This window comes from Streptomyces sp. NPDC094448, assembly GCF_044763775.1.
GTDB lineage: Bacteria > Actinomycetota > Actinomycetes > Streptomycetales > Streptomycetaceae > Streptomyces.
The window spans coordinates 17,923-42,687 of the sequence record NZ_JBIWGU010000020.1 but is presented as its reverse complement, the minus strand read 5'-3'; the positions used below and the strand labels follow the sequence as shown (position 1 = coordinate 42,687).

22 protein-coding genes and 3 pseudogenes are annotated in these 24,765 nt (G+C 71.1%); 17 read left to right on the top strand and 8 right to left on the bottom strand.

The genetic code is table 11. The features are described 5' to 3' along the window. Positions 1-1,686, top strand: a pseudogene (locus ACIQ9E_RS29440) (AfsR family transcriptional regulator); the annotation flags it as partial. Here the strand turns inward: ACIQ9E_RS29440 and ACIQ9E_RS29435 are convergent. The 6 genes from ACIQ9E_RS29435 to ACIQ9E_RS29410 all read right to left on the bottom strand — a co-directional run bounded on the left by ACIQ9E_RS29435 (position 1,647) and on the right by ACIQ9E_RS29410 (position 6,396). Beyond that, positions 1,647-2,318, bottom strand: a complete 672-nt coding sequence (locus ACIQ9E_RS29435; RefSeq protein WP_403712201.1) for a class F sortase — start codon at positions 2,316-2,318, stop codon at positions 1,647-1,649. The pseudogene ACIQ9E_RS29440 and the gene ACIQ9E_RS29435 overlap by 40 nt on opposite strands. Positions 2,319-2,333: 15 nt before the next feature. After that, on the bottom strand, positions 2,334-3,074 hold the full coding sequence (locus tag ACIQ9E_RS29430; RefSeq protein ID WP_403712199.1) for a hypothetical protein: 741 nt from the start codon (positions 3,072-3,074) through the stop codon (positions 2,334-2,336). 112 nt (positions 3,075-3,186) lie between these two features. Beyond that, the gene (locus ACIQ9E_RS29425) at positions 3,187-3,594 is read right to left on the bottom strand and encodes a PTS-dependent dihydroxyacetone kinase phosphotransferase subunit DhaM (protein ID WP_403712197.1); all 408 of its coding nucleotides are present in this window, start codon (positions 3,592-3,594) and stop codon (positions 3,187-3,189) included. Then, positions 3,594-4,199, bottom strand: coding sequence for a dihydroxyacetone kinase subunit DhaL (gene dhaL / locus ACIQ9E_RS29420; RefSeq protein ID WP_403712195.1), 606 nt, complete (start codon positions 4,197-4,199; stop codon positions 3,594-3,596). Before dhaL ends, ACIQ9E_RS29425 begins: the two co-directional genes overlap by 1 nt. Positions 4,200-4,280: 81 nt before the next feature. Then, on the bottom strand, positions 4,281-5,273 hold the full coding sequence (gene dhaK, locus ACIQ9E_RS29415; RefSeq protein WP_403712193.1) for a dihydroxyacetone kinase subunit DhaK: 993 nt from the start codon (positions 5,271-5,273) through the stop codon (positions 4,281-4,283). A 463-nt stretch (positions 5,274-5,736) separates the two neighbouring features. Continuing rightward, complete coding sequence (locus ACIQ9E_RS29410) at positions 5,737-6,396, bottom strand: TetR/AcrR family transcriptional regulator (RefSeq protein ID WP_403712191.1); 660 nt, start codon at positions 6,394-6,396, stop codon at positions 5,737-5,739. Positions 6,397-6,618: 222 nt separating this feature from the next. Between ACIQ9E_RS29410 and ACIQ9E_RS29405 the strand changes: the two genes are divergently transcribed. Next, positions 6,619-7,881, top strand: coding sequence for an oxygenase MpaB family protein (locus tag ACIQ9E_RS29405; RefSeq protein ID WP_403712189.1), 1,263 nt, complete (start codon positions 6,619-6,621; stop codon positions 7,879-7,881). Between the two features lie 419 nt (positions 7,882-8,300). On the opposite strand, the gene ACIQ9E_RS29400 is transcribed toward ACIQ9E_RS29405, so the two are convergent. Beyond that, the gene (locus ACIQ9E_RS29400; RefSeq protein ID WP_403712187.1) at positions 8,301-8,831 is read right to left on the bottom strand and encodes a MarR family winged helix-turn-helix transcriptional regulator; all 531 of its coding nucleotides are present in this window, start codon (positions 8,829-8,831) and stop codon (positions 8,301-8,303) included. A 222-nt stretch (positions 8,832-9,053) separates the two neighbouring features. On the opposite strand from ACIQ9E_RS29400, the gene ACIQ9E_RS29395 reads away from it, so the two are divergent. The 3 genes from ACIQ9E_RS29395 (at position 9,054) to ACIQ9E_RS29385 (ending at position 11,724) form a co-directional block, all read left to right on the top strand. Continuing rightward, positions 9,054-9,929, top strand: a complete 876-nt coding sequence (locus ACIQ9E_RS29395; RefSeq protein ID WP_403712185.1) for an SDR family NAD(P)-dependent oxidoreductase — start codon at positions 9,054-9,056, stop codon at positions 9,927-9,929. A 45-nt stretch (positions 9,930-9,974) separates the two neighbouring features. Further along, positions 9,975-10,988, top strand: coding sequence for an ester cyclase (locus tag ACIQ9E_RS29390; RefSeq protein WP_403712183.1), 1,014 nt, complete (start codon positions 9,975-9,977; stop codon positions 10,986-10,988). 256 nt (positions 10,989-11,244) lie between these two features. Further along, a complete protein-coding gene (locus tag ACIQ9E_RS29385; RefSeq protein WP_403712181.1) occupies positions 11,245-11,724 on the top strand; it encodes a MarR family winged helix-turn-helix transcriptional regulator in 480 nt (159 codons plus the stop codon). Between the two features lie 283 nt (positions 11,725-12,007). Here ACIQ9E_RS29385 and ACIQ9E_RS29380 read toward each other — a convergent pair whose 3' ends face one another. Beyond that, positions 12,008-12,379 carry a DoxX family protein gene (locus ACIQ9E_RS29380; protein WP_403712179.1) on the bottom strand — a complete coding sequence of 124 codons (372 nt, stop codon included), beginning with the start codon at positions 12,377-12,379 and terminating at the stop codon, positions 12,008-12,010. 245 nt (positions 12,380-12,624) lie between these two features. On the opposite strand from ACIQ9E_RS29380, the gene ACIQ9E_RS29375 reads away from it, so the two are divergent. The 12 genes and pseudogenes from ACIQ9E_RS29375 (at position 12,625) to ACIQ9E_RS29320 (ending at position 24,757) form a co-directional block, all read left to right on the top strand. After that, positions 12,625-13,743 carry an LLM class flavin-dependent oxidoreductase gene (locus tag ACIQ9E_RS29375; protein ID WP_403712204.1) on the top strand — a complete coding sequence of 373 codons (1,119 nt, stop codon included), beginning with the start codon at positions 12,625-12,627 and terminating at the stop codon, positions 13,741-13,743. A gap of 494 nt (positions 13,744-14,237) precedes the next feature. Beyond that, on the top strand, positions 14,238-15,350 hold the full coding sequence (locus ACIQ9E_RS29370; RefSeq protein WP_403712177.1) for an NAD(P)-dependent alcohol dehydrogenase: 1,113 nt from the start codon (positions 14,238-14,240) through the stop codon (positions 15,348-15,350). Positions 15,351-15,447: 97 nt separating this feature from the next. After that, a complete protein-coding gene (locus ACIQ9E_RS29365) occupies positions 15,448-16,248 on the top strand; it encodes an alpha/beta fold hydrolase (RefSeq protein ID WP_403712175.1) in 801 nt (266 codons plus the stop codon). A gap of 123 nt (positions 16,249-16,371) precedes the next feature. Next, positions 16,372-16,649 (top strand): annotated as a pseudogene (locus ACIQ9E_RS29360) (homogentisate 1,2-dioxygenase); the annotation flags it as partial. Between the two features lie 61 nt (positions 16,650-16,710). Next, positions 16,711-17,907: a fumarylacetoacetase gene (gene fahA, locus ACIQ9E_RS29355; protein ID WP_403712173.1), complete on the top strand. Its 1,197-nt coding sequence runs from the start codon at positions 16,711-16,713 to the stop codon at positions 17,905-17,907. A gap of 2 nt (positions 17,908-17,909) precedes the next feature. Then, positions 17,910-18,665, top strand: a complete 756-nt coding sequence (locus ACIQ9E_RS29350; RefSeq protein ID WP_403712171.1) for a CoA transferase subunit A — start codon at positions 17,910-17,912, stop codon at positions 18,663-18,665. Further along, a pseudogene (locus ACIQ9E_RS29345) lies at positions 18,665-19,078 on the top strand (CoA-transferase); the annotation flags it as partial. The gene ACIQ9E_RS29350 and the pseudogene ACIQ9E_RS29345, both read left to right, overlap by 1 nt. A gap of 168 nt (positions 19,079-19,246) precedes the next feature. Further along, complete coding sequence (locus ACIQ9E_RS29340; protein WP_403712169.1) at positions 19,247-19,603, top strand: hypothetical protein; 357 nt, start codon at positions 19,247-19,249, stop codon at positions 19,601-19,603. A gap of 144 nt (positions 19,604-19,747) precedes the next feature. After that, positions 19,748-21,448, top strand: a complete 1,701-nt coding sequence (locus ACIQ9E_RS29335; protein WP_403712167.1) for a (2,3-dihydroxybenzoyl)adenylate synthase — start codon at positions 19,748-19,750, stop codon at positions 21,446-21,448. Further along, entirely contained in the window at positions 21,445-22,980 is a 1,536-nt protein-coding gene (locus ACIQ9E_RS29330; RefSeq protein ID WP_403712165.1) for an FAD-dependent monooxygenase, read from the top strand. The genes ACIQ9E_RS29335 and ACIQ9E_RS29330 overlap by 4 nt, the downstream gene beginning before the upstream one ends. A 44-nt stretch (positions 22,981-23,024) precedes the next feature. Beyond that, the gene (locus ACIQ9E_RS29325) at positions 23,025-23,717 is read left to right on the top strand and encodes a TetR/AcrR family transcriptional regulator (protein ID WP_403712163.1); all 693 of its coding nucleotides are present in this window, start codon (positions 23,025-23,027) and stop codon (positions 23,715-23,717) included. A 263-nt stretch (positions 23,718-23,980) separates the two neighbouring features. After that, positions 23,981-24,757 carry an Asp/Glu racemase gene (locus tag ACIQ9E_RS29320; RefSeq protein ID WP_403712161.1) on the top strand — a complete coding sequence of 259 codons (777 nt, stop codon included), beginning with the start codon at positions 23,981-23,983 and terminating at the stop codon, positions 24,755-24,757. The last annotated feature ends 8 nt before the right edge of the window (positions 24,758-24,765 follow it).

Here is a 24,765-nt window from a genome sequence, read left to right as displayed (position 1 = left end):
GCCGCCCCCGGCGACGGCTCCGCCATGCGCTACCGCCTCCTCGAAACCGTCGCCGAATACGCCGCCGACCGCCTCGACGCCGCCGGGGAACGGGAGGCCGTCGAGCGCGGCCATCTGAGGACGTACCGCGAACTGGCCCGGATCGGTGAATCGGCCCTGCGCGGCCCCGGGGGCAGCAGGTGGACGGTGCGTCTGGACACCGAGATCGGCAATATCCGGGCCGCCCTGCGCACCGCCGTCCAGTACGAGGAGGAGCAGGAGGGGCTCTGCCTCGTCCTCTCCCTGGGCTGGTACTGGCAGTTGCGGTCGCTCCAGTCCGACGCCCGTACCTGGTCGACCGCCGTCGCCGCCCTCGGGCCCGATCCGTTCGAGGCACCCGTGCGGCCCGCCGAGCCGGTCGCGGGGCGCTGCACCGACACACCGCCGCCGTGGTCCCGGAACCGGTTGTGGGAGGCGCGGCGCGGGGTCCGGATGACGGCGCTGGCCGCGGGCGGCCCGGACGGTATGGCGGTGAAGAAAGCCGGAACCCGGGACCGGCTCCGGCGCATGGTCGGCGCCTACGAACCGGGGCTGCCCCAACTCGTCCGCCAGCCCGCGGCCATGTGGTTCTTCTGCAAGCTGATGATCGGCGGCTTCACGGGTCTCGACGAGTCCGCCGACGCCCTCGTCGCCGCCTGCGAGGAGCAGTACGCGCGGGGCACGGCGGACGGCTGGGACCTGGCCTTCACCCTGCTCATGCGGGTACGGCTGCGGTCGGGCGCGTTCACCCGGCCACCCGGCGGAGAGGGACCGCCGGACGGGACACCCGGGGACACCGGCCCGGAATCGGACCCGGACCGGGCCCTCGCCCTGTTCACGGCCGCCGGTGACGACTGGGGCATTGCCGAGTCGTACGCGGTCCGGGGCGAGAACCACGAGTGGAACGGCCGGAACGAGGCGGCCGCCGCCGACTACCAGGACGCCCTGCGGATCGTGGACCGGTCCTGCCAGCCCGTACAGGTGTCCTCCGTCTACAGGGCGCGCCTGATGTTTCTGAAGCTGCGGACGGCCACCGATCCGGCCGTGCGGGAGGCCGCGGAGCGGGAACTCCTCGACGCGGCGCGGGACGCCGGGACGACCGCGGGAGAGGTGGAGTTCCTGGCGACCCCGAATATGCTCCTCGCCCGGCACTACGGCGCCACCGGACGGACCGAGCTGGCCCGCGCCCAGCTCGACACGTTGGAGAAGCAGCTCAGCGCGGAGGCGCCCGAGCTGTTCCGGGGGCTGATCAACGGCATCCACGCGTGGCTCGACTGCCAGGACGGCCGGTTCGCACGGGCCCTCGGCCACTGCCGGACCGCGCTCCGGCTGCTGGAGGGGCTCGGAGACTTCGTGACCCGGCTGATGGTGGACCAGTTCCTCTGCGCCGCCTGGGCGATGGCCCGGCTCGGGGCAGCCGGGGACGCGGCACGGCTGATCGCCGTCTTCGACGCGGCGGGGCACCGCTCCGGCGGGCTCGGCCTCCAGCCCTTCCACGACGAGCGGCGGACCCGGACCGAGGCCGAGGCGGCGGCCCGGACGGCACTGGGCGACGAGGCGTGGCGGCGGGCGTACGGAGAGGGCGGCAGGCTCACGGTTCCCGAGGCCGTCGCGCTCGTCGGAGGGTTTCAGCCGCCCGAGCGGGCGAACACGACGACGTTCTCCTGATAGCCCGACCCCGGCGACCAGCGGCCGCCGCAGGTGATCAGCCGCAGCTCGGGCCGGGGCGCGTCCCGGTAGACCCGGCCGGCCGGGAAACCGTCCCGGGGCAGGGACTCGACGCCGTACACCGTGAACACCGCCGTACGGCCGTCCTCCCGGGCCACCTCGATGCGGTCGCCGGGGCCGAGGCGGGCGAGGGGGTGGAAGACGGCCGGGCCGGTCTCGGTGTCGACATGGCCGACGACGACGGCCGTACCGCGTTCACCGGGCGATACGGACCCCGTGTACCACCCCGCCAGATTGGCTTCCCCGACGGGCGGCGGTGCGACGGACCGGTCCGAGGTCAGCCCCACACCGCGCACCGGGGCGTCGATCCGCAGGGACGGGACCACGATCCGGCGCGGTGGGGAGTGGGGGAGCGGTGCGGCCGCCCGCGGCGGTTCGGCGGCGGTCCGGCCTGCGGCGGCGGCCCGCGCGGGCCCGGGCGGGCCGACCGTGGCCGAGGCACCGGGCCCGGTGCCCGGTGCGCCCGTCCCCGTACGCACCAGGAAGAGCCCCAGCAGCAGGACGCAGAGCAGCGAGAACCACAGTCCGCCGCGCGGGGCGCGATGGGCGGGTGGCGGGGGCGGCGGCAGCACGGCGACGTGCGGGCGTCAGACGCCGTGGCCGGTACGCCTCCGGCGTACCGCGAACAGGACGGCACCGGCCGCGACCGCACCCGCCATCAGGGCGGACCCGGCGGCGATCCGCTCGGGGCCGGACCGCGGCACACTGCCTCCGCCGCCCGCCCGTACCCCGCCATCCGGTTTCACCGGGGAATCCGAGCGGTGTACCGACGTACCGTCGTGCGCCCCGGCACCGGAATCGTGCACAGCCGTACCGGAATCACGCGTACCGGTAACGGGATCCGGAGCCGGCTCGCGGACGACGGCATCGCCGCCCTCCTGCCCGGCCGGATCCGGTCCGGCCGCGGACGTCTCGGCGACGAGCAGCCGTGTGGTGGCGCGTTCACCCCGGCAGTCGAAGGTGACGTCGTACGCGGCCCCCGGCTCCGCCTCCGGAAAGACGGTCGCCGTGCCGGGCAGCCCCTCGGCCAGGGTGACCGGTGCGAAAACACCCGACGAGGCGGTCACGGAGGGGCCGGAGCACTCCGTCGCCCGCAGGGTGACCGTACCGCCGGGTGCGACGGTCTCCGGGGCCACGGTGACGGCGAAGGAGGCCGCCCCGCCGTCCTGTTCGGCCGCCGCGCCGGAATCCGTCCCCGCACCCGCGGGCACCGGCACCGGCACCGGCACCGGTCCTGGCACATGAACGGCGGCGACCGCGGGAGCGGCGAGCGTCAGGGCGGCGGCGGTGGTCAGGGCGGCGAGCGGCGCGAGACGTATGGCACGCATGTCAGGTCTTTCGGTGGGGGAGGCACGCACGGTCGCTACCGACGCTAGGAGCGTGCCCCGCCGCCCGCCACCACGGTTCGGCCGAACGGCGGCCGGTGGTCCGGCGGCCGGGTCACGCCTTCCGGTAGCCGTACGCCTCCGAGGCCGCGGCCTCCACCGCGTCCAGCGCGCCCCCGGCGGACGCCGTCACCACCGCGGCGATCGCGCCCTCCAGAAAGGGCGCGTCCACCAGCCGGGTGTCCGGCGGCAGCTCGTCGCCCTCGGCGAGCAGTGCCTTCACCGTCAGTACGGCGCTGCCGAGATCCACCAGAACCGCCACGCCCGCGCCCCGGTCCACGGCCGCCGCCGCCCCCGCGATCAGTTCGGAACTGGTCCCGAGACCGCCGTCGGGGGTGCCGCCCGCGGCCGCCACCGGCGCATCGGGTCCCGCGCCCGCGAGCGCCACCGCCAGCGCGGCCGCGGAATCGGCTACCTCGCGGCTGTGCGACACCAGGACGATCCCCACCGTGCCGCCCGCCATCACGCCACCGCCCCGGCGAGCGCGGCCAGCAGCAGCGCGGACGACGCGGCTCCCGGATCCTCGTGCCCGATGCTCCGTTCCCCGAGATAACTCGCCCGGCCCTTACGGGCGAGCAGCGGCACGGTGTCCCGCGCGCCCTGTCCGGCCGCGTCCCGGGCCGCGGCGAAGGTGTCCGTGCCCGCGCCGAGCACGGCGACGGCCGGTTCCAGGGCGTCCAGCATGGTCTTGTCCCCGGCCTTGGCCCCGCCGAGCCCGGCCACCGCCGCGACCCCCGCGGCGAACGCCGCCGCGAACTGTCCGGGTGTCACCTCGGCGGCATCGCCCAGCTCCTTTCCCGTACGGCGCAGAAGTGTTCCGTACAGCGGTCCGGAGGCGCCCCCCACCTTGGAGATGAGCTGCCCGCCCGCGAGGACCAGCACCGCTCCCGGGGTGTCGGGGGCTTCCTTCGCCAGTGCCTCGGTCACGGCCGTGAAACCCCGCTGGAGATTGGATCCGTGGTCGGCGTCCCCGATGGCGGAGTCGAGTTCGGTGAGCCGGGCGGCCTCCCGGTCGACCAGAGCGGCGGTCCCGGTGAGCCAGCGGCGGAAGAATTCGGCGTCGAGCACGTGCACTCCCTTGAGTCGAAGGGCGTCCCTGGACCGATCATCCGTGAGGAGGGCCCCCGGTGGCGAGCGGTCGGACTCCGCTCAGCGGCCCCAGCGGAGCGCCGGGGTCTGCACGGGCGCGTCCCAGAGCCGTACCAGCTCCTCGTCGGCCTCGCAGAGCGTCACCGAACAGCCCGCCATGTCGAGGGAGGTCACATAGTTCCCGACGAGGGTACGGGCGACGGTCACCCCCCGCTCCCTGAGCGCCCGGTGCACCTCGGCGTTGAATCCGTACAGCTCCAGCAGCGGAGTGGCGCCCATCCCGTTGACCAGCAGCAGCACCGGACCGCTCGGCCGCCGGTCGGCCACCAGCACGTCGACGGTGTAGTCGGCGATCTCCCGGGAGGTCATCATCGCCCGCCGCTCCCGGCCCGGCTCCCCGTGGATGCCGATGCCCAGCTCCAGCTCCCCGGACGGCAGCTCGAAGGTCGGACTCCCCTTGGCCGGGGTGGTGACCGCGCTCAGGGCCACGCCGAAACTCCGCGAAACCTCGTCGACCCGGCGCGCCAGCGATTCCACCCGCTCCAGCGGAGCGCCCTCCTCGGCGGCGGCTCCCGCGATCTTCTCCACGAACAGCGTGGCACCCGTACCGCGCCGCCCCGCCGTGTACAGGCTGTCGGTGACCGCCACATCGTCGTCGACCAGCACCTTCGCCAGCCGTACGCCCTCGTCCTCGGCGAGTTCGGCGGCCATCTCGAAGTTGAGGACGTCCCCCGTGTAGTTCTTCACGATGAACAGCACCCCCTCCCCACTGTCCACGGCGGCGGCCGCCCGCACCATCTGGTCGGGCACGGGACTCGTGAAGACTTCCCCGGGGCACGCGGCGGACAGCATGCCCGGTCCTACGAACCCGCTGTGCAGGGGCTCGTGCCCGGACCCGCCGCCGGACACCAGCCCCACTTTCCCGGCCACCGGCGCGTCACGGCGCACGACGACCCGGTTCTCGACGTCCACGGTCAGCTCGGGATGGGCGGCCGCCACCCCGCGCAGGGCATCGGCGACCACGGTCTCGGGGACATTGATGAGCATCCTCAACTGTTTCTCCTCGGCTGATGAGCAGACGGGCCTCTGAGCTGCGTTTTCGCAGCTCAGGGCATGTATGGCCAGTTGGTGATCTTGGCGCTTCACGGCGGTCGGGGGCGGGTTCGGCGGAACTCTTGCTGACTTGATGCTGAACTTCCCGATGTTGTGTCAGATCACGTCGGGCGGACTCGGGTTTCCACACGCGAACACTCGGATCGGTATCAGGCGAGAGTCCCCCTTTTTTGAGGGGGTGTAACGATGCCCGACTCCCCGTCCTGCCGTGCCCGGCGGTCTGCGGGCGAGGATGAGAGCTGCAGGGGAGGGGGGCTCCCTCAGATGGCGAATGAGGATGAGGTCGCCCGCACGGGTGACCGCACGGCGTGCCGACGATCATGTGACTGCCTTGGTCGTCCGACGAGTCCGGCCATGCGCTTGCCACCCGGCCGCATCGCGGGCTGGTCAGATGCGGGGCAGGTCATTCACAGTGCTGTGACGGCTTGAGACCGGCGATGATCGTGTCGGCGACGTACCGCGCGTGAGCGCCGACTTCCTCCGGAGTGAAGGGGTCCTCATCGGACAGCCGCTGGGCCAGCGCTCGGCTGCCGAAGACCGCCGAACCGCCTGATGTGATCATGAAGAATATGCTGCGGAGCGACACCCGGCGGATGAGCCCCTGGCGGTTGAGCTCTTCGTGGAGCGCGCCGAAGCGTGCCCAGGCCGGTGCGATGAAGGTGTCGTAGATGTAGTCGAGGCGTTCGGTCCGCTCGCTCGCCTCCATCGTCACCAGGCGGAGAAGGTCGGGGTGCTCGGCCTGGTGTTCGACGAAGCTCCGTATCCAGGCGTGCAGCCGGTCGAAGGGGCATGCGTTCGGATCGTCAGTGATCTCCAGCTTCTCCACGAGCGGCGTGAAGCCCCAGTCGACCGCGGCGTGCCAGATGGCCGATTTCGAACCGAACCGCTGGTGCAGGAGGTTGTGACTGACGCCCAGTTCCCGGTTGAGCGTGCGGACCGAGACACCGTTGTAGCCGTGCGTGGCGAACGCGTGCAGGGCTGCCGCGAGGGCGTCGTCCACGGGGGCGGGATCGACGTCCTTGCGAGGGCGGCCCCGGGGCCTGACCCGAAGCGGCTCGGTCATGGTCACATCCTACGGGCCGTCCGTTTTGTCATCGGGCGGCGAAGCCGCGGTCGCCGCCGCGCTGTGCGCCACACGCTGTAAGCCTGTGGCGGGATCGGTGCAGTCACTCCGGGAAAATATAGACAGGTGACAATTTAATGCCTAGGGTGGCCGCCAAGCGCCCGGAGACAGGGCCGGGCGCGAAGGACCGCTGAGCCCATCGGCCCGTGAGGAGTCCGCCGCATGAACACCGGCCAGATCACCGAAACGGACAGCCCTTCCATCCCGCCGTCCTTCACCTACCGCCAGGCCCGCCACAGTCCACCGGGTCGCGCACTGGAGAAGAAACTGTCCCGTCACATCAAGGGCGGCATCGAACTGCCGGAAGAGGTCGTCGACGAACTGGGCCGGGACGGCGCTCGCGGGGACGCGCTCTCCGACGCGTTCATTGACGCGGCGTTCGCCGGGGGATTCATCCGTGACGCCCGGAGCTTGGTCGACCAGGCTCTAGAGCACGGCATCGGCAGTGTCCCGGGCGCTCCTGTCGAACTGACCGCGCTCTTCGCGCACATCGACACCGAGCCCGAATGGCTCGACTGGGATCTCGTCGAGCGGGGCGCCAGGGTCTTCCGCCGGTACGGCACGGACGCCTTCCTCTACTTCGGGATCACCACCTTCGACGGATACCGCCGGGAGACCATCGCCAAGCCTCTTGTGCTCACCGGTGCTTACACGGGCAACAGCGCCTTCGGGCGGTTCCTGGAGACCTGCCGGTTCTGGACGGACGTCTCCGAACCCGGCGCCCTGCGGCAGCGTGGTGACGGCCGCAGGACCGCGGTCACCGTCCGTGTCCTGCACTCCATGATCCGAAACAGGATCACGCCCCATGAGGAGTGGGACTCCGCGAGGCTGGGAGTGCCTCTCAACCAGCGGGATCAGTTCTCCATCATCACGCTGTCCTTCACTCTCACCCAGCACATGAAGGCTCTCGGCTATCTGATCGACGACGAGGACGTCCTGGCCCATATGCACTTCTGGCGCTACGTCGGACATCTGATGGGCATCGAACCGTCGTACTACCCCCGGACCGTCGAGGACTGGTGGCGCGCGGTCTATCTGGTCCTGCTGTCGCAGGCACCGGACGACGGGCCGGACAGCAGAAGGCTGGGCCAGGGATTCGTGAAGGCGTTCGGGCCGGCCCAGGAAGACACCGGCGACGTGCGCCGCCGCAAGGAAACGGAGTACCGCACCGCTCTCGGATGGACCCGCTTCTTCGTGAACCAGGAGGTGTTCCATGCGGTCCGACTGCCCTCGGCCGGGCTGTGGCGCTGGAGTCCGCTGAAGCGACTGCTCCCCAATCTGGTGGAACAGAGCGCGCGGAAGTACATCGTCGGAGTCGACGAACTGCTCGACCGGCGCCGGCGCCACCGCCGTGCGCTGTGGCTGGACGAGAACACCCAGGGCCGCCCGGCCGAGTTCGCCCCGGTGGAAAGGCTCACCCGGTGACGGCGGTGCAGCCGGCGATGGCAGGCGAGAGGGCCGCCGGGACCTCCTGGGAGTGGGCGTGGACGGACGGAACCCGGGCGGGCGGTGTCCGTGCGCGCCCGCCCCGGAACGGCTCGCGGGTCCGACGGTTCCGGAGTGGCCCACTCACCCTGCAGCGTGCACGACCCGATGGACGACTTGATCCGGCTGGGACTGCTCGGAAGCCCCGGGGCCCTGTCGGAAGCTGAGCCGGCCTCCGGTGGGACACCCTCGGGGTGAACCCGGGGCATCCGGCTGAGTGTGACGGTCTCGATGTCCCGACTCGCTGTGCCCCCTGGTGTGCGCCGGATAGGGCCGGGGCGCGTGATCGGAGAGCGCGTCCCCGCGCCCACGGGAGAGCCCCTCGTTCAGTGCCCGACTCCCGGCTGCTGAAGGCCGCTTCAGAGAACCGGCCGTGCCGCACGCCTCGTGCCGTCCACCCCTTTGGATGTGGCATCTCCGGGGGTGTGGGAGTCCTGTTCGAGTCTGTCGAGGATGCGCTCCGAGATGTGGCCGAGCAGGCGGATCTCGTCGGGTGAGAGGGCTGACAGGGCGAGGCGCCGCACGGTGGCCACATGGCCGGGTGCGGCCCGCTCGATGGCCTGGCGCCCGCCTTCGGTGAGAACGACGAAGGCGCCTCGGGCGTCGCCCTCACATTCCACCCGCTCGACCAGGCCGCGTCCGGCCATGCGGCCGATCCGGTGGGACAGCCGGCTCTTCTCCCATTCCACGGCCCTGGCCAGTTCCAGCACCCGGAGTCGGCCGTCGGGTGCGTCGGTGAGGGCGACGAGTACGGCGTAGTCGCCCGCGGAGAGGCCGGTCTCGTTCTGGAGTTCCCTGGCGAGCCGCCCGGTGAGCCGGGCCTGCATGCGGATGAAGCCGTGCCAGGCGGACTGCTCCTCGGGTGCGAGCCAGTGTGTTGTGGAAGCCATGGCAGTCAGAGTAAAGCATTGGTTGATCTGTCATCTAATTCCTCACGGTGATCAACCGTTCACGGAAAGCCCGAAGCTAGGATGGTTGACACGTCAACTTGATGCCGGGTATGTTGTTGACGTATCAACCTCTCCGGGTCGGTCCGGCCGGCCCCGTGTCCCTGCCTGTGAGTTCTCGAGGGGCGCGGAGAAGTCACGGAGCAGGAGGAAGGAGACGACATCATGTCGAATGTCATGGAGCGCAAGCGTCCCTCGGTCGCGATCACCGGTGCGGGAGGGGGGCTGGGCCGGGAGGTCGCGCTGAAGCTGGCCGCGAAGGGGTACCGGGTCTTCGGCACGGCGCTGACCCGGGACGAGATCGACGCCTTGGACCTGGCATCGGGCGGAGCGGTGACACTGTCCATTGTCGACATCACCGACGAGCGCGCCGTCGCCGACTGGGTGGCCGAGGTCACCGGGGAACTCGGTGACGCCGGGCTGGACGTCCTCATCGGCAACGCGGGCATCCTGACGCCTGGCCCGCTGGAGGTCATCCCGCTCGAGGCGGTGAAGCGGGAGTTCGACGTCAACGTCTTCGGCGGTCTGGCCGTCATCAACGCCTTCCTGCCCGCGCTGCGCCGGTCCCGGGGCCGTATCGTCCAGATCGGTGCGATGACCGGCCGCTTCCCCCTGCCTTTCAACGGCCCGTCCAGCGCCTCGAAGGCGACCCTGGAAGCTCTCGCGGACGTCTACCGCGCGGAACTCAAGCCGTTCGGCATCGACTTCGTGATGGCCCAGGCGGGCAATATGCGCACCGGCGGTCCGGCCAAGACGGCCGCGGCCCTCCAGCGCGTCGCCGACACGATGACCGACGAGCAGCGCGAGCTGTACGGCGATGCCTTCGGCGCCTTCACCGCAGCCCTCAACAACATGCAGGGCGGCGGACTCGGCGCCGACGAGTCCGCCGAGCGGGTCATCGAACTGGTCGAGCGGGTTCCCGCGCCCATCCGTGCCGCAGTGGGCGAGGACGCCGAAGAGATCCTCCGCCTGGTGCGCGAGCTGTCCGACGCCGAACTCGACGCCCTGCGACTCGAGCTCGTCGGCCTCGGCGACCACTGATCGCGTCGGCGATCAGCCCTCTCTGCACAAACGAACGAGCACACCATGATCCGCGAAGCACTCCACCGCATCACCCACCGCACCCAGAAAGACCAGACCATGAGCACCACCACCCCCCGCACCAGCCTCGACGGCTTCCACGCGACCCCGACCGCCCAGCGCGCCGACGAACTGGCCCGCTCCTTTGTCACCGCGGTCAACGCTCAGGACCACACGGCGTTCGACACCCTGCTGTCGCGCACCTTCCTCTCGTACGACATCGGTGGTGTGCGCAGCCGGACCGCGATGAAGAAGTACTACGCGGGGCTGCACGCGTCGTTCTCCGGGCTGCGGTTCGAGGTCCACGAGAACGTTGGGGTGCTCGTGGAGAACGATCTGATCGCCCTGCGGACGATCGTGACCGGCACCCACACCGGCGACTACGCGGGGGTGCCCGCCACCGGGAAGGCCATACAGACCTCCGTCTCGCACGTCTTCCGGTTCCGTGACGACCGCCTTGTGGAGCACTGGCAGGTCATGGACACCTACCGGATTCTCGCCGGGATCGGCGGGGTTCCCGGTGTCGCGGCCCAGTTCCAGCAGCTTCTCGGGGTTCCGCAGTCCCCGGACGGCATCTTCGTGGAGAAGCCGGGCACCGCGTTCGACGCACCCCGCACCGGCCGGACCGTCACCGGCGACGAATCCCGCGCCGTGGGCCGGCGCCTGTACGACGGCGCCATCACCACCGGCGTCGCGGAGGATGTGGACGCGCTGGCCGAGGAGTACATCCAGAACACCGGCTGGACGCCTGACGGGCGCTCCTACTTCGGCAACGCCTGGGCGATCGGGCGCGGCGCGATGCCGGACGGACTGGCGGTGCAGACCCACGTCGTCGCCGAGAACGACCGCGTCGCCTCCATCAGCCTCTGGGACGGCACCATCGCCGCCGCCGGCACGCCGGTGGACTTCGCCTCCGCCGACTTCCTCCGGATCGAGGACGGTGTCGCCGCCGAACACTGGGACACGGTCGACTACGTCCGTCTCTACCAGTCCTTCGGCCTCCTCCCGGAAGACGTCTGACAGAGCCGGCACCCATCGAGCCCCTGCCCGGAGCGGTCCAGCACCGTTCCGGGCAGGGGCTCGGTTCTGCCGGTGACCGCGCGGACCCGCTGAAGGGGTCCGGCACCGGACAGTTCCCACGGTGAGAAGCCGTCGGGCCGCCCCCGCCGTGGACCGGGCGTGGACGCCGGGCGGTCGCGCTGTGCCCGGCCGCACCCGGGGGTGCGACCGGGATCCGGCACAGGGTGACGGGTCAACCACTCGTTACACTGGGGGCATGACGGAGGCATCCCACTGGCTCAGTGCGGCCGAGCAGCAAGCGTGGCGCAGCTTCCTCCGTGTGCAGGACAAGCTGCTCACTCGCCTGGCGCGCGAACTCCAGAACGATTCCGGACTGTCGGCGGCGGACTACGGGGTGCTCGTCAACCTCACCGATGTGCCCGAGGGCCGGCTCCCGATGCTGGAGCTGGCCAGGACGGTGGAGTGGGAGAAGAGCAGGATGTCCCATCACATCGCCCGGATGGAGAAACGGGGACTCGTCGCCCGCGAGGAGTGTGCGGGCGACAAGCGGGTCGCCTTCGTCGCGATCACCCCCGAGGGCCGTGAGGCCATCGAGGCGGCGGCCCCCCGGCATGTCGCGGCGGTGCGGCGGCTGGTCGTCGCCCCGCTCACACCGGCCGAGCTGGCCATGCTGGGCCAGATCTCCGACCGCATCCTCGAAGAGCTGGAGCGGGAGCCGTCCTCGGGCGGCCAGTAGGTGTGCCCCCAGGCCTCGCCCGGGGGCACACCCCCACCCCGGCCGCCGGGTCCAGGGCGCGCAGTGCCCGGCGCGCGAGCCCGGCAGGGTCCGGAGGAAACGGCCCCGGGCCTGTCCGGCACATCCCGCCCGGTGCGCGACGTCCGGCACGCACGTACTCCCCCCGCGCCACAGAGCACGGGGGGAGTACCGGACGCCCCGCATCCCGCCCTTCGGGCGGACGCGGACATGTGCCGGACAGGTCCGGGGAGTACGTCCGCACCGTCGGGGTCTGTCCGGGACCTCAGGACGCGAGAGTCAGGGTGATGGCCGTGGCGACGGCGAGGGCCAGCAGGGCGAAGGGGGCCATGGCATTGCCACGGGTCTCCGGGTTGGCGTAGTCGCCCGCTTTCTGGTGGAACCAGGCCGCCCCAATCATCATGAGGGCGAAGCCGATGGCGGCGGCGATTCCAAGGGGCCGCCAGAAGAGCCCCACGACGAGGCCGATCGTAGCGGCGACCTCGGCCAGGCCGACGAAGCGGACCAGTCCGGCACTCAGTCCCATGTGCGTCTGCAGGCCGGTGGCGACATCTCCCTTGAGCAGCGCCTTGGGCGCGCCGGCGGCAAGCGATACCAGGGCCAGGGCCACGCTGAGGATGGCGGCGGCGATGTACATGGGGGCAGTTCCTTCCGGTTCGGCTCACCTCCCCGCGGGTGGGGTGTGCCAGTGGTCGATTCTTCCGGCGGAACTCTAGACCTCTAATGTTGATACATCAACCAAAGGCTTGGAGAGGGGTCTCGTGCGCTCGGCCGGGTGTCGCTCGGAGGGCTCGTGCGGATGGTCGGCGACCCCGGGAATGGCGGACGGAGGTCTTCCGTTGAGAGGTATAGTTGACGCATCAACCATTGGAGATGATGGCCATGCAGTTCGGGATCTTCACCGTCGGCGATGTCACGACCGACCCGACGACGGGCCGGACGCCGTCCGAGCACGAGCGGATCAAGGCGATGGTGACTATCGCGCAGAAGGCCGAGGAGGTCGGCCTGGACGTGTTCGCGACGGGCGAGCACCACAACCGGCCGTTCGTGCCGTCGTCGCCGACCACGATGCTCGGCTGGATCGCGGCGCGCACCGACCGCATCATCCTGTCCACGGCCACGACGCTGATCACCACCAACGACCCGGTGAAGATCGCCGAGGACTACGCCATGCTCCAGCACCTGGCCGACGGCCGGGTGGACCTGATGATGGGCCGCGGCAACACCGGCCCCGTCTACCCCTGGTTCGGCAAGGACGTCCGCCAGGGCATCCCGCTCGCCATCGAGAACTACGGGCTGCTGCGCAAGCTGTGGAGGGAGGACGTGGTGGACTGGGAGGGCAAGTTCCGTACGCCGCTCCAGTCGTTCACCTCGACCCCGCGCCCGCTCGACGGCGTACCGCCGTTCGTCTGGCACGGCTCCATCCGCTCCCCGGAGATCGCCGAGCAGGCCGCGTACTACGGTGACGGCTTCTTCGCCAACAACATCTTCTGGCCGAAGAAGCACTTCCAGCGGCTGATCAACCTCTACCGGGAGCGGTACGCGCACTACGGGTACGGCACCCAGGAGCAGGCCATCGTCGGAGTCGGCGGTCATGTCTTCATGCGGGCCCGCTCGCAGGACGCGGTGCGCGAGTTCCGTCCGTTCTTCGACCACTCGCCCCAGATGGGCGGCGGGCCGTCGCTGGAGGAGTACATGGAGCAGACGCCGCTGACCGTCGGCAGCCCGCAGGAGGTCATCGAGAAAACCCTGACTTTCCGCGAATCCTTCGGCGACTACCAGCGCCAGCTCTTCAACGTGGACGGCGTCGGCGTGCCGCTGAAGGCCGTCCTCGAACAGCTCGACATCCTCGGAGAGGAGGTGATCCCGGTGCTGCGGAAGGAGTTCGCCAAGAACCGCCCGGTGAGCGTCCCGGATGCGCCCACGCATGCCTCGCTGCTCGCCGCCCGCGACGCCGCGAACGGGGGAACCGGTATCTCGCCCGAGGTGTCGGCCGTCTGAGCCGGTCGGGTTCGGCCGCCTCAGGGTGGCCGGACCCCGGACCCCGGACCCCGGACCCCGGACTCCGGACTCCGGACCTGGGTCCGGCGCCGCCTCGCGCCGCCTGCCCGGGTGAGCGGTGCCGCCGGGGTGGAGTGCCCGGAATTTTATATAGACAGTTGACAATTAAATGTCCTAGCATCCTTTCCACGCGGAGCGCCCTCAGCTCCAGGAGACGTAGGCCCGTGCCCGCTCCCTTCCGCACGCCGGGCCACCGGCGGTGAGCGGGCGACCCCCGGCCCGAGGTGTCGTCACGGCTCGGCGGACCGAAGCCGCCCCGGTGCCGGAGACATCCGCTCTGCCGGGAAGGCCCACGATCCGGCCGGTGAGTCCGCGCCGAACCGGCAACGGCCCGCTGCCTGTATCGCCTCGGTTGTCGCCGGCGACAGGCACACGACGCCGGACCCGTTCCAGCCGGCCGGGACACACGTCCATCCCGTCGAAAGGCTCACCCGATGACCACCACCGTCACCGCCGCCGTGGCCCGCGAGGGCCATGAAGGCTTCCATGTCGAGGAATTGGAGCTGGAGGACCCGCGCCCGGACGAGGTGCTCGTCCGCTACACCGCCGCCGGCCTCTGCCACACGGATCTCGCCGCGGCCTCCGGGGCACTGCCCACCCCCAGGCCCGTCGTCCTGGGACACGAGGGCACCGGGGTGGTGGAAGCGGTCGGCGCCTCCGTCACCGGGGTGCGCCCGGGCGAGCAGGTGGTACTGAGCCTGGACTCCTGCGGACGCTGCGCCAACTGCCACGACGGTCAACCCGCCTACTGCCCCGAGCACGGCGCTCTCAATTTTGCGGCGGCCCGCGCCGACGGGTCGGCCGGGCTGCGGGACCAGCGCGGTGAACCGGTGCACGACCACTTCTTCGGCCAGTCCTCGTTCGCGGGGTACGGCCTCGCCCACCCCCGCGGTCTGGTGGTGGTCGGGAGCGATGTGGCCCCCGAGATCCTGGCCCCGCTCGGCTGCGGGGTCGTCACCGGAGCGGGCGCGGTGTGGAACGCGCTGCGGGTCACTCCCGGCAGCACCGTCGCGGTGCTCGGTGCCGGAACGGTCGGCCTGAGTGGGGTCATGGCGGCCCGGGTGGCGGGCGCGGCCAGGATCATCGCCGTCGATCCGCACCCCGGACGGCGGGAACTGGCCGTGCGCCTCGGCGCGACCGAGACGGTCGACCCGGCCACCGAGGACACCGCGGAGGCCGTGCGTGACCTCACCGCCGGGCGCGGCGTGGACTTCGCCGTCGAGTCCACCGGCGTCACCGCGGTCATGAACCAGGCGTTCGGCGTCCTCGCTCCGCTGGGAGCCGTCGCCGTGCTCGGTGTGGCCGCACTCGACGCCGACCTGCGCGCGAACGCCTTCGAGCTCCTCAAGGGACGCACCATCACCGGCTCCGTCATGGGCCATCAGGCACCGCGGGTACTGATCCCGCGCGTGCTCGACCTGTACCGGCAGGGCCGCTTCCCCCTCGACGAGATGATCCGCACCTACCGGCTCGAAGAGATCAACACCGCCGTCGCCGATGTCCGCGCCGGCGGCACGGTCAAGGCCGTACTGCTGCACCGCACCTGACCGGCCCTTCCCAACCGGCCCTTCCCAACCGGTCCTTCCCAACCGGTCCTTCCCAACCGGTCCTTCCCGACCGGCCCTTCCCGTCCGGAGGAGTGACATGCCTGCTGTCCCGCCCCATGAGATCCACGGCCACGGCCCCCATCCGGTGATCGCGCTCCACGGATGGTTCGGCGACCGGACCTCCTACACACCGCTCATGCGCTGGGCCGACGCGTCCGCCTTCACCTACGCACTTCTCGACCAGCGCGGCTACGGAGCCGCACGGTCGATCCCGGGAAGGTTCACCGTCGAGGAGATCGCGACCGACGCCCTGGCCCTCGCCGGCCACCTCGGCTGGGAGACCTTCTCCGTGGTCGGCCACTCCATGGGCGGCAAGGTGGCCCAGCGGCTCGCCGCAGATGTCCCCGGCCGCCTCCTCGGTCTCGTGGGAATCTCGCCCGTCCCCGCTTCCGGCGCCGGACTGGACGAAACCGCCCGGGAGCTGTTCACCCGCGCGCAGGACGACCCCGCGCTCCGGCGGGCCATCATCGACCGCACCACCGGCGAGCGGCTGCCCGGACGATGGCTGGACGCGATGGTCGAAGACTCCTTCGCCCGCTCCACCCGGGAGGCGATGGGCGCCTATCTGCCCGACTGGGCCGGCGAGGACTTCCACAAGCGGTTGACCGGGAGCCCCGTACCCGCTCTCTTCATCGCCGGGCGCCACGACCCGGAACTGTCCGCCGAGGTCATGCGGGCCACCGTCCTGTCCTGGTTCGCCGACAGCCGGCTCACGGTGCTGGAGGACGCGGGTCACTACGCGATGGACGAGACACCGCTCGCACTGGTCCACCTCATCGAGTCCTTCCTCGCCTCAGTCCCCGCCCGGCCGATTCACGCCGGCCCGCAGCGCGCCTGAACCGACCGGGTCACCGGCCGCCGTCCGATCCTCGGGAACGACCAGGTACGGATCTCCTACGCCGTGGCGGGCCTCACCGCTCTACCGCAACGCGATCGGTGACGAATGCGTGTACATCGAGTCTCCAACGTCGACTCCGACGAGGTGGTGTTCTCCTGCGGCGGGGACTACGAGGCCCGCAAGGGCTCCGGCATCGGCCAGGGGTCGGTCTCCCTGCATCCCGGCGGCCACGCGCATGGCCCCCAGCCCGGCGCGCAGGAGCGCAGCCTCGGGCAGGAGTACTTCGACGAACTCGCCGTCATGGTCGACACCTTCCGCCCCCGCTGCACCTCGGGGAGGACGCCGCGGCCGTCGAGGACCCCGGCTACGCCTGGAGTTGGGCGGCGGAGCCCGCCTCGTGACGGCGGACCCGGCCGATCCGGGCTTCCGCCCCATCACCACCGCACCGGAGAGAACCGACACATGACCGCGCTCGACCTTCCCCAGGACTCCTTGTACGGAGTCGACAACCTTCCCTACGGGGTGTTCTCACGCCCGGGCGAGACGCCCCGGGTGGGTGTTCGCGTCGGCGACCACGTCCTGGACCTGGCGCCCGCCTTGGACGACCAGGACTTCCGGGGACCGACCCTCAATGCCTTCATGGCCCGGGGCCGCGACCGCCGGCGCCGCGTACGCGACGACATCCGGCGGCTGCTCACCGAACCGCGGCAGCGGGGGCGCGTCGTGCCCCTGCTCCACCCGCTTCGCACGGTCCGGCTGCATCTGCCGTTCGACGTGGGCGACTACGTGGACTTCTACGCCAGTGAGCACCACGCGGCCAACCTCGGCCGGATGTTCCGGCCCGGCTCCGAGCCGCTCACACCGAACTGGAAGCACCTGCCGATCGGCTATCACGGCCGGTCGGGAACCGTGGTGGTCTCCGGTACGCCGGTGGCGCGCCCGCGGGGTCAGTACAGGCCCCCGGGAGCGGCGGCCCCGGTGTTCGGCCCGTCCCAGCGGCTCGATATCGAGGCGGAGGTCGGATTCGTCGTGGGGACGGGTTCGCCGCTCGGGCAGCCCGTCCCGGTCGGAGCCTTCACGGACCATGTCTTCGGTCTCTGCCTGCTCAACGACTGGTCGGCCCGGGACCTCCAGAGCTGGGAGTACGTCCCGCTCGGGCCCTTTCTCGGCAAGTCGTCCGCCACCTCCGTCTCCCCGTGGGTCGTTCCGCTGGAGGCGCTCGCGTATGCCTGGACCGGGCCCCCGGAGCGCTCCCCGGAACCGCTCGCCTATCTCGCGGACGCCGGGCCGCAGGGCCTCGACCTCGGGCTGGAGGTCCGGCTCAACGGCCACCTCGTCTCCCGGCCGCCGTATGCCGCCATGTACTGGACGCCGGCCCAGATGCTGGCCCATATGACGGTCAACGGCGCGTCCACCCGGACGGGGGATCTCTACGGGTCCGGGACCGTGAGCGGCCCGGACGAGACCGGATACGGCTCGCTCATCGAGCTGACCCGGAACGGCGAGCAGCCCCTTCGCCTCCCGGACGGCAGCATCCGCACCTTCCTGGAGGACGGCGACGAGATCACGATCTCCGCCACCGCTCCCGGACCGGGCGGGATCCGCATCGGGCTGGGCGAGGTGACCGGCCGCATCACCAGCCCGGGAGAGGGGACCTGACCATGGACAAGGTCTACCCGAGCGCCGCCGCAGCACTCCACGACATCGGCGACGGGGCGTCCCTCGCCGTCGGCGGGTTCGGCCTCAGCGGCATACCGGGCGTCCTGATCCGGGCCCTGCACGGGCAGGGCGCGACCGCACTGACCGTGGTGTCCAACAACTGCGGAGTGGACGGAGCGGGCCCGGGCATCCTGCTCGCGGACCGCCGCATCACCCGGGTCACCGGCAGCTGTGTCGGCGAGAACAAGGAGTTCGCCCGTCAGTACCTGTCCGGTGAGCTGGAGGTCGAACTCGTCCCCCAGGGCACTCTCGCCGAACGACTCCGGGCGGGCGGCAGCGGAATCCCCGCCTTCTACACCCCGTCGGGCGTCGGCACCCAGGTCGCCGACGGCGGACTGCCGTGGCGGTACGCGCCGGACGGTACGGCCGCCGTCGAGTCCCCGCCCAAGGAGACACGGGAGTTCAACGGTGTGGCCCATGTCCTGGAGCGGGGCATCACCACCGATTTCGCCCTGGTGCGCGCGGCGAAGGGCGACCGGCACGGCAATCTCGTCTTCGCCGGGGCCGCCCGCAACTTCAACCCGCTCGCCGCCATGGCCGGCCGTATCACCGTCGCCGAGGTGGAGGAGCTGGTGGAGCCGGGTGACCTGCTCCCGGACCGGGTCCATCTGCCGGGTGTCTTCGTGCAGCGGATCGTCGCGCTCACCCCCGAAGAGGCCGCCGACAAGCACATCCAGAAGAGGACGGTACGCGTCTGATGCCCCGGACCCGCGACGGCATGGCCGCCCGCGCCGCCGCCGAACTCGCCGACGGCAGCTGTGCCAACCTCGGCATCGGTCTGCCCACTCTGATCCCCGGCCGCATCCCCGGCGGTGTGCAGGTCGTGCTCCACTCCGAGAACGGCATCCTGGGCACCGGGCCCTATCCCTGCGAGGACGAAGTCGACCCCGACCTGATCAACGCGGGCAAGGAGACCGTCACCGTCCTGCCCGGCGCCTCCTTCTTCGACTCCGCCCTCTCCTTCGCCATGGTCCGGGGCGGCCACATCGATACCGCCGTCCTGGGCGCCATGCAGGTCTCCGCCCGCGGTGACCTGGCCAACTGGACGGTATCGGAGGGAATCCACCCGGACAGGCCATGGCGAACGGGACGGGGAAAGGGAGGCGCCATGTCATGATCACAGACCGTGACCGATATGCCGGGATCGACCCCTCTCGCGTCCCCGTTACCACTCGCGGGGTGCCCGGCTGCCCCGGCCGGTCCGCCGATTCCCGTGCCGCTTCCCCGGCGGGCGGCCAACCCCCCTGTGTCCAGCGCAGAGAACTGATGGAGGAACATCATGAACGACTCGGTCGAAGGTGTCGTCACCGCGCATCTGGCCGCCTGGAACGCGCCCGCCGGAGCCGAGCGCGACAGTTTGATCGCGAAGGTCTACTCGCCCGAGGTGTTCATCGGCGAGCCGGGCGTCGCCCACCGGGGGTACGACGGGATGAACGCTGCCATCTCCGGCCTCCAGGAGCAGCTCCCGGGCACCGTGATCACCCGTTCGGGACCGATTCGGCAGGCGCAGGATCTCGTCACCTACAGCTGGACGCTGGGGCCTGCCGACGGGCCGGCCAAGGCGTCCGGACGCGATGTGCTCCTGGTGGGCGACGGCAGGATCACGAGTCTGTACGTCGTGATCGACGCTCCGTGAGAGCCCTGGGCTGCTGTGCGCTCCGGTCGCCCCGGGCAGGCGATCCGTCCGGTCGGGGAGCGCCCCGTCCGGCGTCTGACATGAATGTCGAAAGTCTGACACAAGTGTTGCGCCTTCATCGTTCGCGTCGCTAGCCTGAATCGCATGTCATCCATGGTGAGAGAGAACCGGGCCGAAGGTCCGGACCTGGTGCCTTACGACGACGAGAGCCGGGCGCGGTACCGCGCCCACGGCTGGTGGCGGGGGAAGACGCTTCCCGCGGAGCTGGAGCGCGCGGCCCGCGAGCATGCGGGCCGCCCCGCTCTGGTGACCCCCGAGGGCACCTGGACCTACGAGCGGCTGTTCGGCGAGGCCCGCGCTTTCGCGGCGGGCTTCGCCGGACAGGCCGGAGCCCGCCCCGGCGACGCGGTGATGTTCCAGATGGGGAACGTGGCCGAGACCGTGGTCGCCTATCTGGGGTGTCTGCTGGCCGGTGCCCGGCCCGTGTGCACGCTGCCGCAGCACGGTGTGCGGGAGGTGGGGCTCCTTGCCGAGCACACCGGTGCCCGGTTTCTGATCAGCCAGGCCGACTTCCGTGACGGGCGTCTGCTCGACCAGGCACGACAGCTGCGGGCACGGGGGAGTGTCGAAACGGTCGTCGTCGCCCGGGGGGACGCTCCCTCCGACGGGCACTCCTACGACGGGATCGTCGCGGCCGGCCGGCGGGGCGGCGGCGATCCGCTGCCGTGCACCACGGTGCTCCCCGACGGCATCGCCGTCTTCCAGCTCTCCGGGGGCACCACCGGTCTGCCGAAGATCGCGCCCCGGCTTCACGAGGAGTACGCCTACAACTCCCGCGCATGGGCCGAGGCGATGGGATACGGCCCGGACTCCCGGCTGCTCTACCCGCTGCCCGTCATGCACAACGCCGGTCTCTCGCTGGCCGTCCAGCCCGCCGTGCTCGCCGGTTCCTGCCTGGTCCTGGCTCCCTCCGCCGAGATCACCGGCCTGCTGGACCTCGTCGAGGAGCACCGGCCCGACATCCTGCCCCTGGTGCCGCCCGCTCTGGCCATCCGGCTGCTGGAGTCGCCCGAGGCCCGTCGTGCCGATCTGAGCTGTGTACGCGACTTCGTAGTGGGCGGGCAGAAGCTCCCGGCCGGGATCGCCGAGCGGCTGCGGGACGAGCTGGGGATCCGGGTCCGCCAGATGTTCGGCATGGCCGAGGGCATGTTCATGCTGACCCCGTCGAAGGCCGCGGAGGAGGTGCGCCACCACACCGTGGGAACACCGATCGCCCCGGGCGACGAGGTCCGGATCCTCCAGCCCGGTGGCGAGGACGAGGCCGAGGACGGCGAGATCGGCGAGTTCGCGGCACGCGGGCCGTACACGATCCGCGGCTACTACCGGGCGCCGGAGCACAACCGGAACTCCTTCACCACGGACGGCTTCTACCGCAGCGGTGATCTGGCCCGCCGCCATATCACCGCGGACGGGGTGTACTACTCCATCGAGGGCCGGATCAAAGACGTGATCAACCGCGGGGTGGAGAAGATCCACGCGGAGGAGATCGAAGAGCTGATCGTCCAGCACCCCTCGGTGAGCTTTGCCGCCCTGGTCGCCATGCCGGACCCCGTTCTGGGTGAGAAGGGCTGTGCCTATCTCGTCCCCGAACCCGGGACGGAGCCGCTGACCGTGACCACCCTCGGCGAGCATCTGCTGGGACTGGGAGTGGCCAGATACAAGCTGCCCGAGCGGGTGGAGATCGTGGACACACTGCCGCTGACCAATGTGGGCAAGGTGTCGAAGAAGACCCTGCGCGGCGATATCGAGCGGAAGCTGACCGAGGAGACGGGGGAGAGCCGATGACCCGGCGTGTGGAGATCATCGGTGGCGGCCCGGCCGGGCTGTACGCCGCGCGGCTGCTCCGGCTGAAGGACCCGCGTATCGACGTGGTGGTGCACGAGCGGACGGAGGGTTCGGCACAGACCTTCGGGTTCGGCGTCGGGCTCACCGAATCCACGATGCGCAATCTGGAAGCCGCCGACCCCGAGACCGCGGAGCTGCTCCGGCATGCCTCGTACGCCGGGCACAGCCTGGAGCTGCGGGGCCGCGCGGACACCGTCACTCTCCACGGCGCCCGCAATCTCGCGATCGGCCGGGCGAAACTGCTCGACATCCTCGGCGAGGCCGCCGCCGCGGTCGGGGTCCGGATACGGACCGGAGTACCGGCCGACGCGGCGTCGGTGGACGCCGAGGCCGTCATCGCCGCCGACGGAGTCCGCAGCGCCACCCGGGAGAAGTACGCCGCCGAGTTCGGTGTCCGGGCGAAGCCCGGACGCTCCCGCTTCGTCTGGTGCGGGGCCGCATTCGCGGTGGACTCCGCGTTCTTCTCCGCGGCCGCACGGGGCGACAGTCTGTTTGTCGCCCACGCCTACCCGTATGCGACGGACCGCAGCACCTTCCTCATCGAGGTCGACGACACGACCTGGCGGTCCTCGGGGCTCGGCGAACTCGACGCACGCGTTCCACCGGGGGAGACCGACCACGCGAGCGTGGCGCTGCTGGAGCGGGCCTTCGCGGCCGAACTGCACGGCGGGCCGCTGCTGACCAACCGCACCCGCTGGAGCAGGTTCACCGATCTGACCCTCGACCGCTGGTCGACCGGCAACATCGTCCTGCTCGGCGACGCGGCACACACCGCCCACTACACCCTGGGCTCCGGCACCAAGCTCGCGCTGGAGGACGCCATCGCCCTGGCCGACGCGCTGACCGGTGAGTCGTCCGTCCCGGCCGCGTTTGCCGCGTACGAACGGACCCGGCGGCCCCCGGTGGAGCGGTTCAAGAAGCTCGCCCACCGCAGCCAGGCCTGGTGGGACAGCTACCGCCTGCGGGCGCCGTGGCCCGCGGAACAGCTCGCAGTGTCCTATATGACGCGCTCGGGCAACCTCACCCTCGCGGACTTCGCCACCGAGCAGCCCGAGAGCGTCCGGCGCGCGCTCGCCCGGCTCGGCGGCCCGGTACCGGAGCGGCCGGAGGAGTTCGACGCCTGGGTACTGTCCCGACCGGTCCGGGAGCCGGGGCTCACACTGCCGGGCCGGATGGTGTCCCGTCAGGAACTCGATGCCGCCGCCACCGTGCAGGAGCTGAGCTGGACCGACCCCGAGGTCTGGGACACCGCCGCCGACGCGGCCCTGACCCGGCTGAACGGTACGGGAGGTACGCCGATCCTGGTCACGGGCCCGTCGGACCGGGACGCCGTCGCCGCCCGGGTCGACATGGCGGAGCGGCTGCGGATGCAGGGCGGCCGTCCGGTCGGGGTCGCGCTGCCCGAGGGCGAGCGGTCCCCGGCCGCCACCGCCGTCGCCGCCGGCCGGGCCGACTTCGTGGTGCACCCATGAGCAGCGCCGCCGTGATCGCCACGCGTCCTGGCTATACTCCCGGCATGGCGAAGGCAGCGGCGAACAGGACGAACCGCTCCGCCCTGAGCAGGCAGCTCGTCACCTCCGAACTCCTGGACAAGGCGACCGAGCTCTTCGCGGAGAAGGGCTACGAGTCGACCTCGCTGCTCGATATCGCCACCGCGCTCGGCATCTCCCGGCCGGGGCTCTACAACTACGTACGGAGCAAGGAAGAGCTGCTCGGCATGCTCGTCGAGCAGGTGAGCCGGGGGCTTGCCGAGGTCCTGGAGCAGCTGTCCGGACGAGCCGACCTCTCGCCGACCGAGAAGCTGACGACGGTGGTGTCGCTGCTGGTGCGCCAGCGTGCCGAGCACCCTGATCAGTTCCGTATCCTCGACCGTTCCGAGACCGTACTGCCGGAGCCGGCGGGCACCGAGCACCGCGAGGCCAAACGGAAGGTGCTCCGGGAGATCGTGACCGTCGTCGAGGCGGGCACCGAGACCGGGGAGTTCCGCGCCACCGACGCCCGTACGACGGCCCTGTCGCTGCTCGGTATGTGCAACTGGGTGGCCTGGTGGTTCTCCCGGGGCTCCGACGTGGACGCGGTGGTCGACACCATCACCGATCTGGCCATCGCCATGGTCGCGGCGGAGCGTTCCTCGGCGGCGCACGCCGAGACCGCCCGCACCGTGGACCGGATCCGGGTCCTCCTCGACCGCCTCGACCCGCAGCGCTGATCTCATCGGCCCGCCCCGGGTCGCGTCTGCTCCGGGGCGCTCCGTGAGCCCTGCCACGGGGCACTTCCCTCCGCCGTGACCTCCGGTTCCGTGCCGGCGGACGCGGGCACCCTCCCCGGCTGATCCGGCCTGCGCGCCGACTCCCGCGCGGCGGTCGCACCATCCTCGCCAGGTCGTTCAGCGATTCGGCACACCCATCTCTGACGTGAGTGTTGAAAATTCGACATTCATGTCTAGACTCGATTTGAGACACAAGGAGAGCCATGACCTCCCTCCATCGCATCGGCCTGATCGTGCCGAGCACCAATGTGACCGTCGAGACCGAGATCCCGCGGATCCTGCGGCAGACCGGAGCGGACTTCTCGTTCCACGGCTCCCGTATGCGGATGCACTCGGTCACCCCCGAGGAGCTGCGCGCCATGAACGGGCAGCGCGAGCGCTGTGTCCTGGAGATCGGCGACGCGGGCGTCGACGTCGCGCTCTACGCCTGCCTGGTCGCCATCATGGCGATGGGCCCCGGCCATCACCGTGAAGCCGAGTTCCGCATCGCCGAACAGCTGGGCTCCGGCGGCTCGGACACCAGGGTCCTCTCCAGCGCAGGCGCCCTGATCAGCGGTCTGAACGAGCTGGGTGCCCGCCGGATCGCCCTCGTCATGCCGTACCTGAAGCCGCTCGCCCACCAGGTCGTGGAGTATCTGGAGGCTGAGGGCTTCGAGGTCGCCGACTGGCGCGCCCTGGAAGTGGCGGACAACGCCGTGGTCGGCTGCATCCCGGGGGAGCGGATCATGGACGCCGCCCGCGACCTCGACCTCACCGGGGTCGACGCCCTGGTGCTCTCCTGCTGTGTGCAGATGCCGTCCCTGGACCTGATCCAGCCCGCCGAGGACGAACTCGGACTGCCCGTGCTCTCCGCGGCCACCGCCGGCGCCCACGCGATCCTGCGCGGTCTCGGCCTCCCGGTACGGGTGCCGGGAGCGGGCTCCCTGCTGATGGCCGACGCGGCCGTCCCGGACGACCCGGCAGCGGTGTCCCGGACCTGAACATCCCG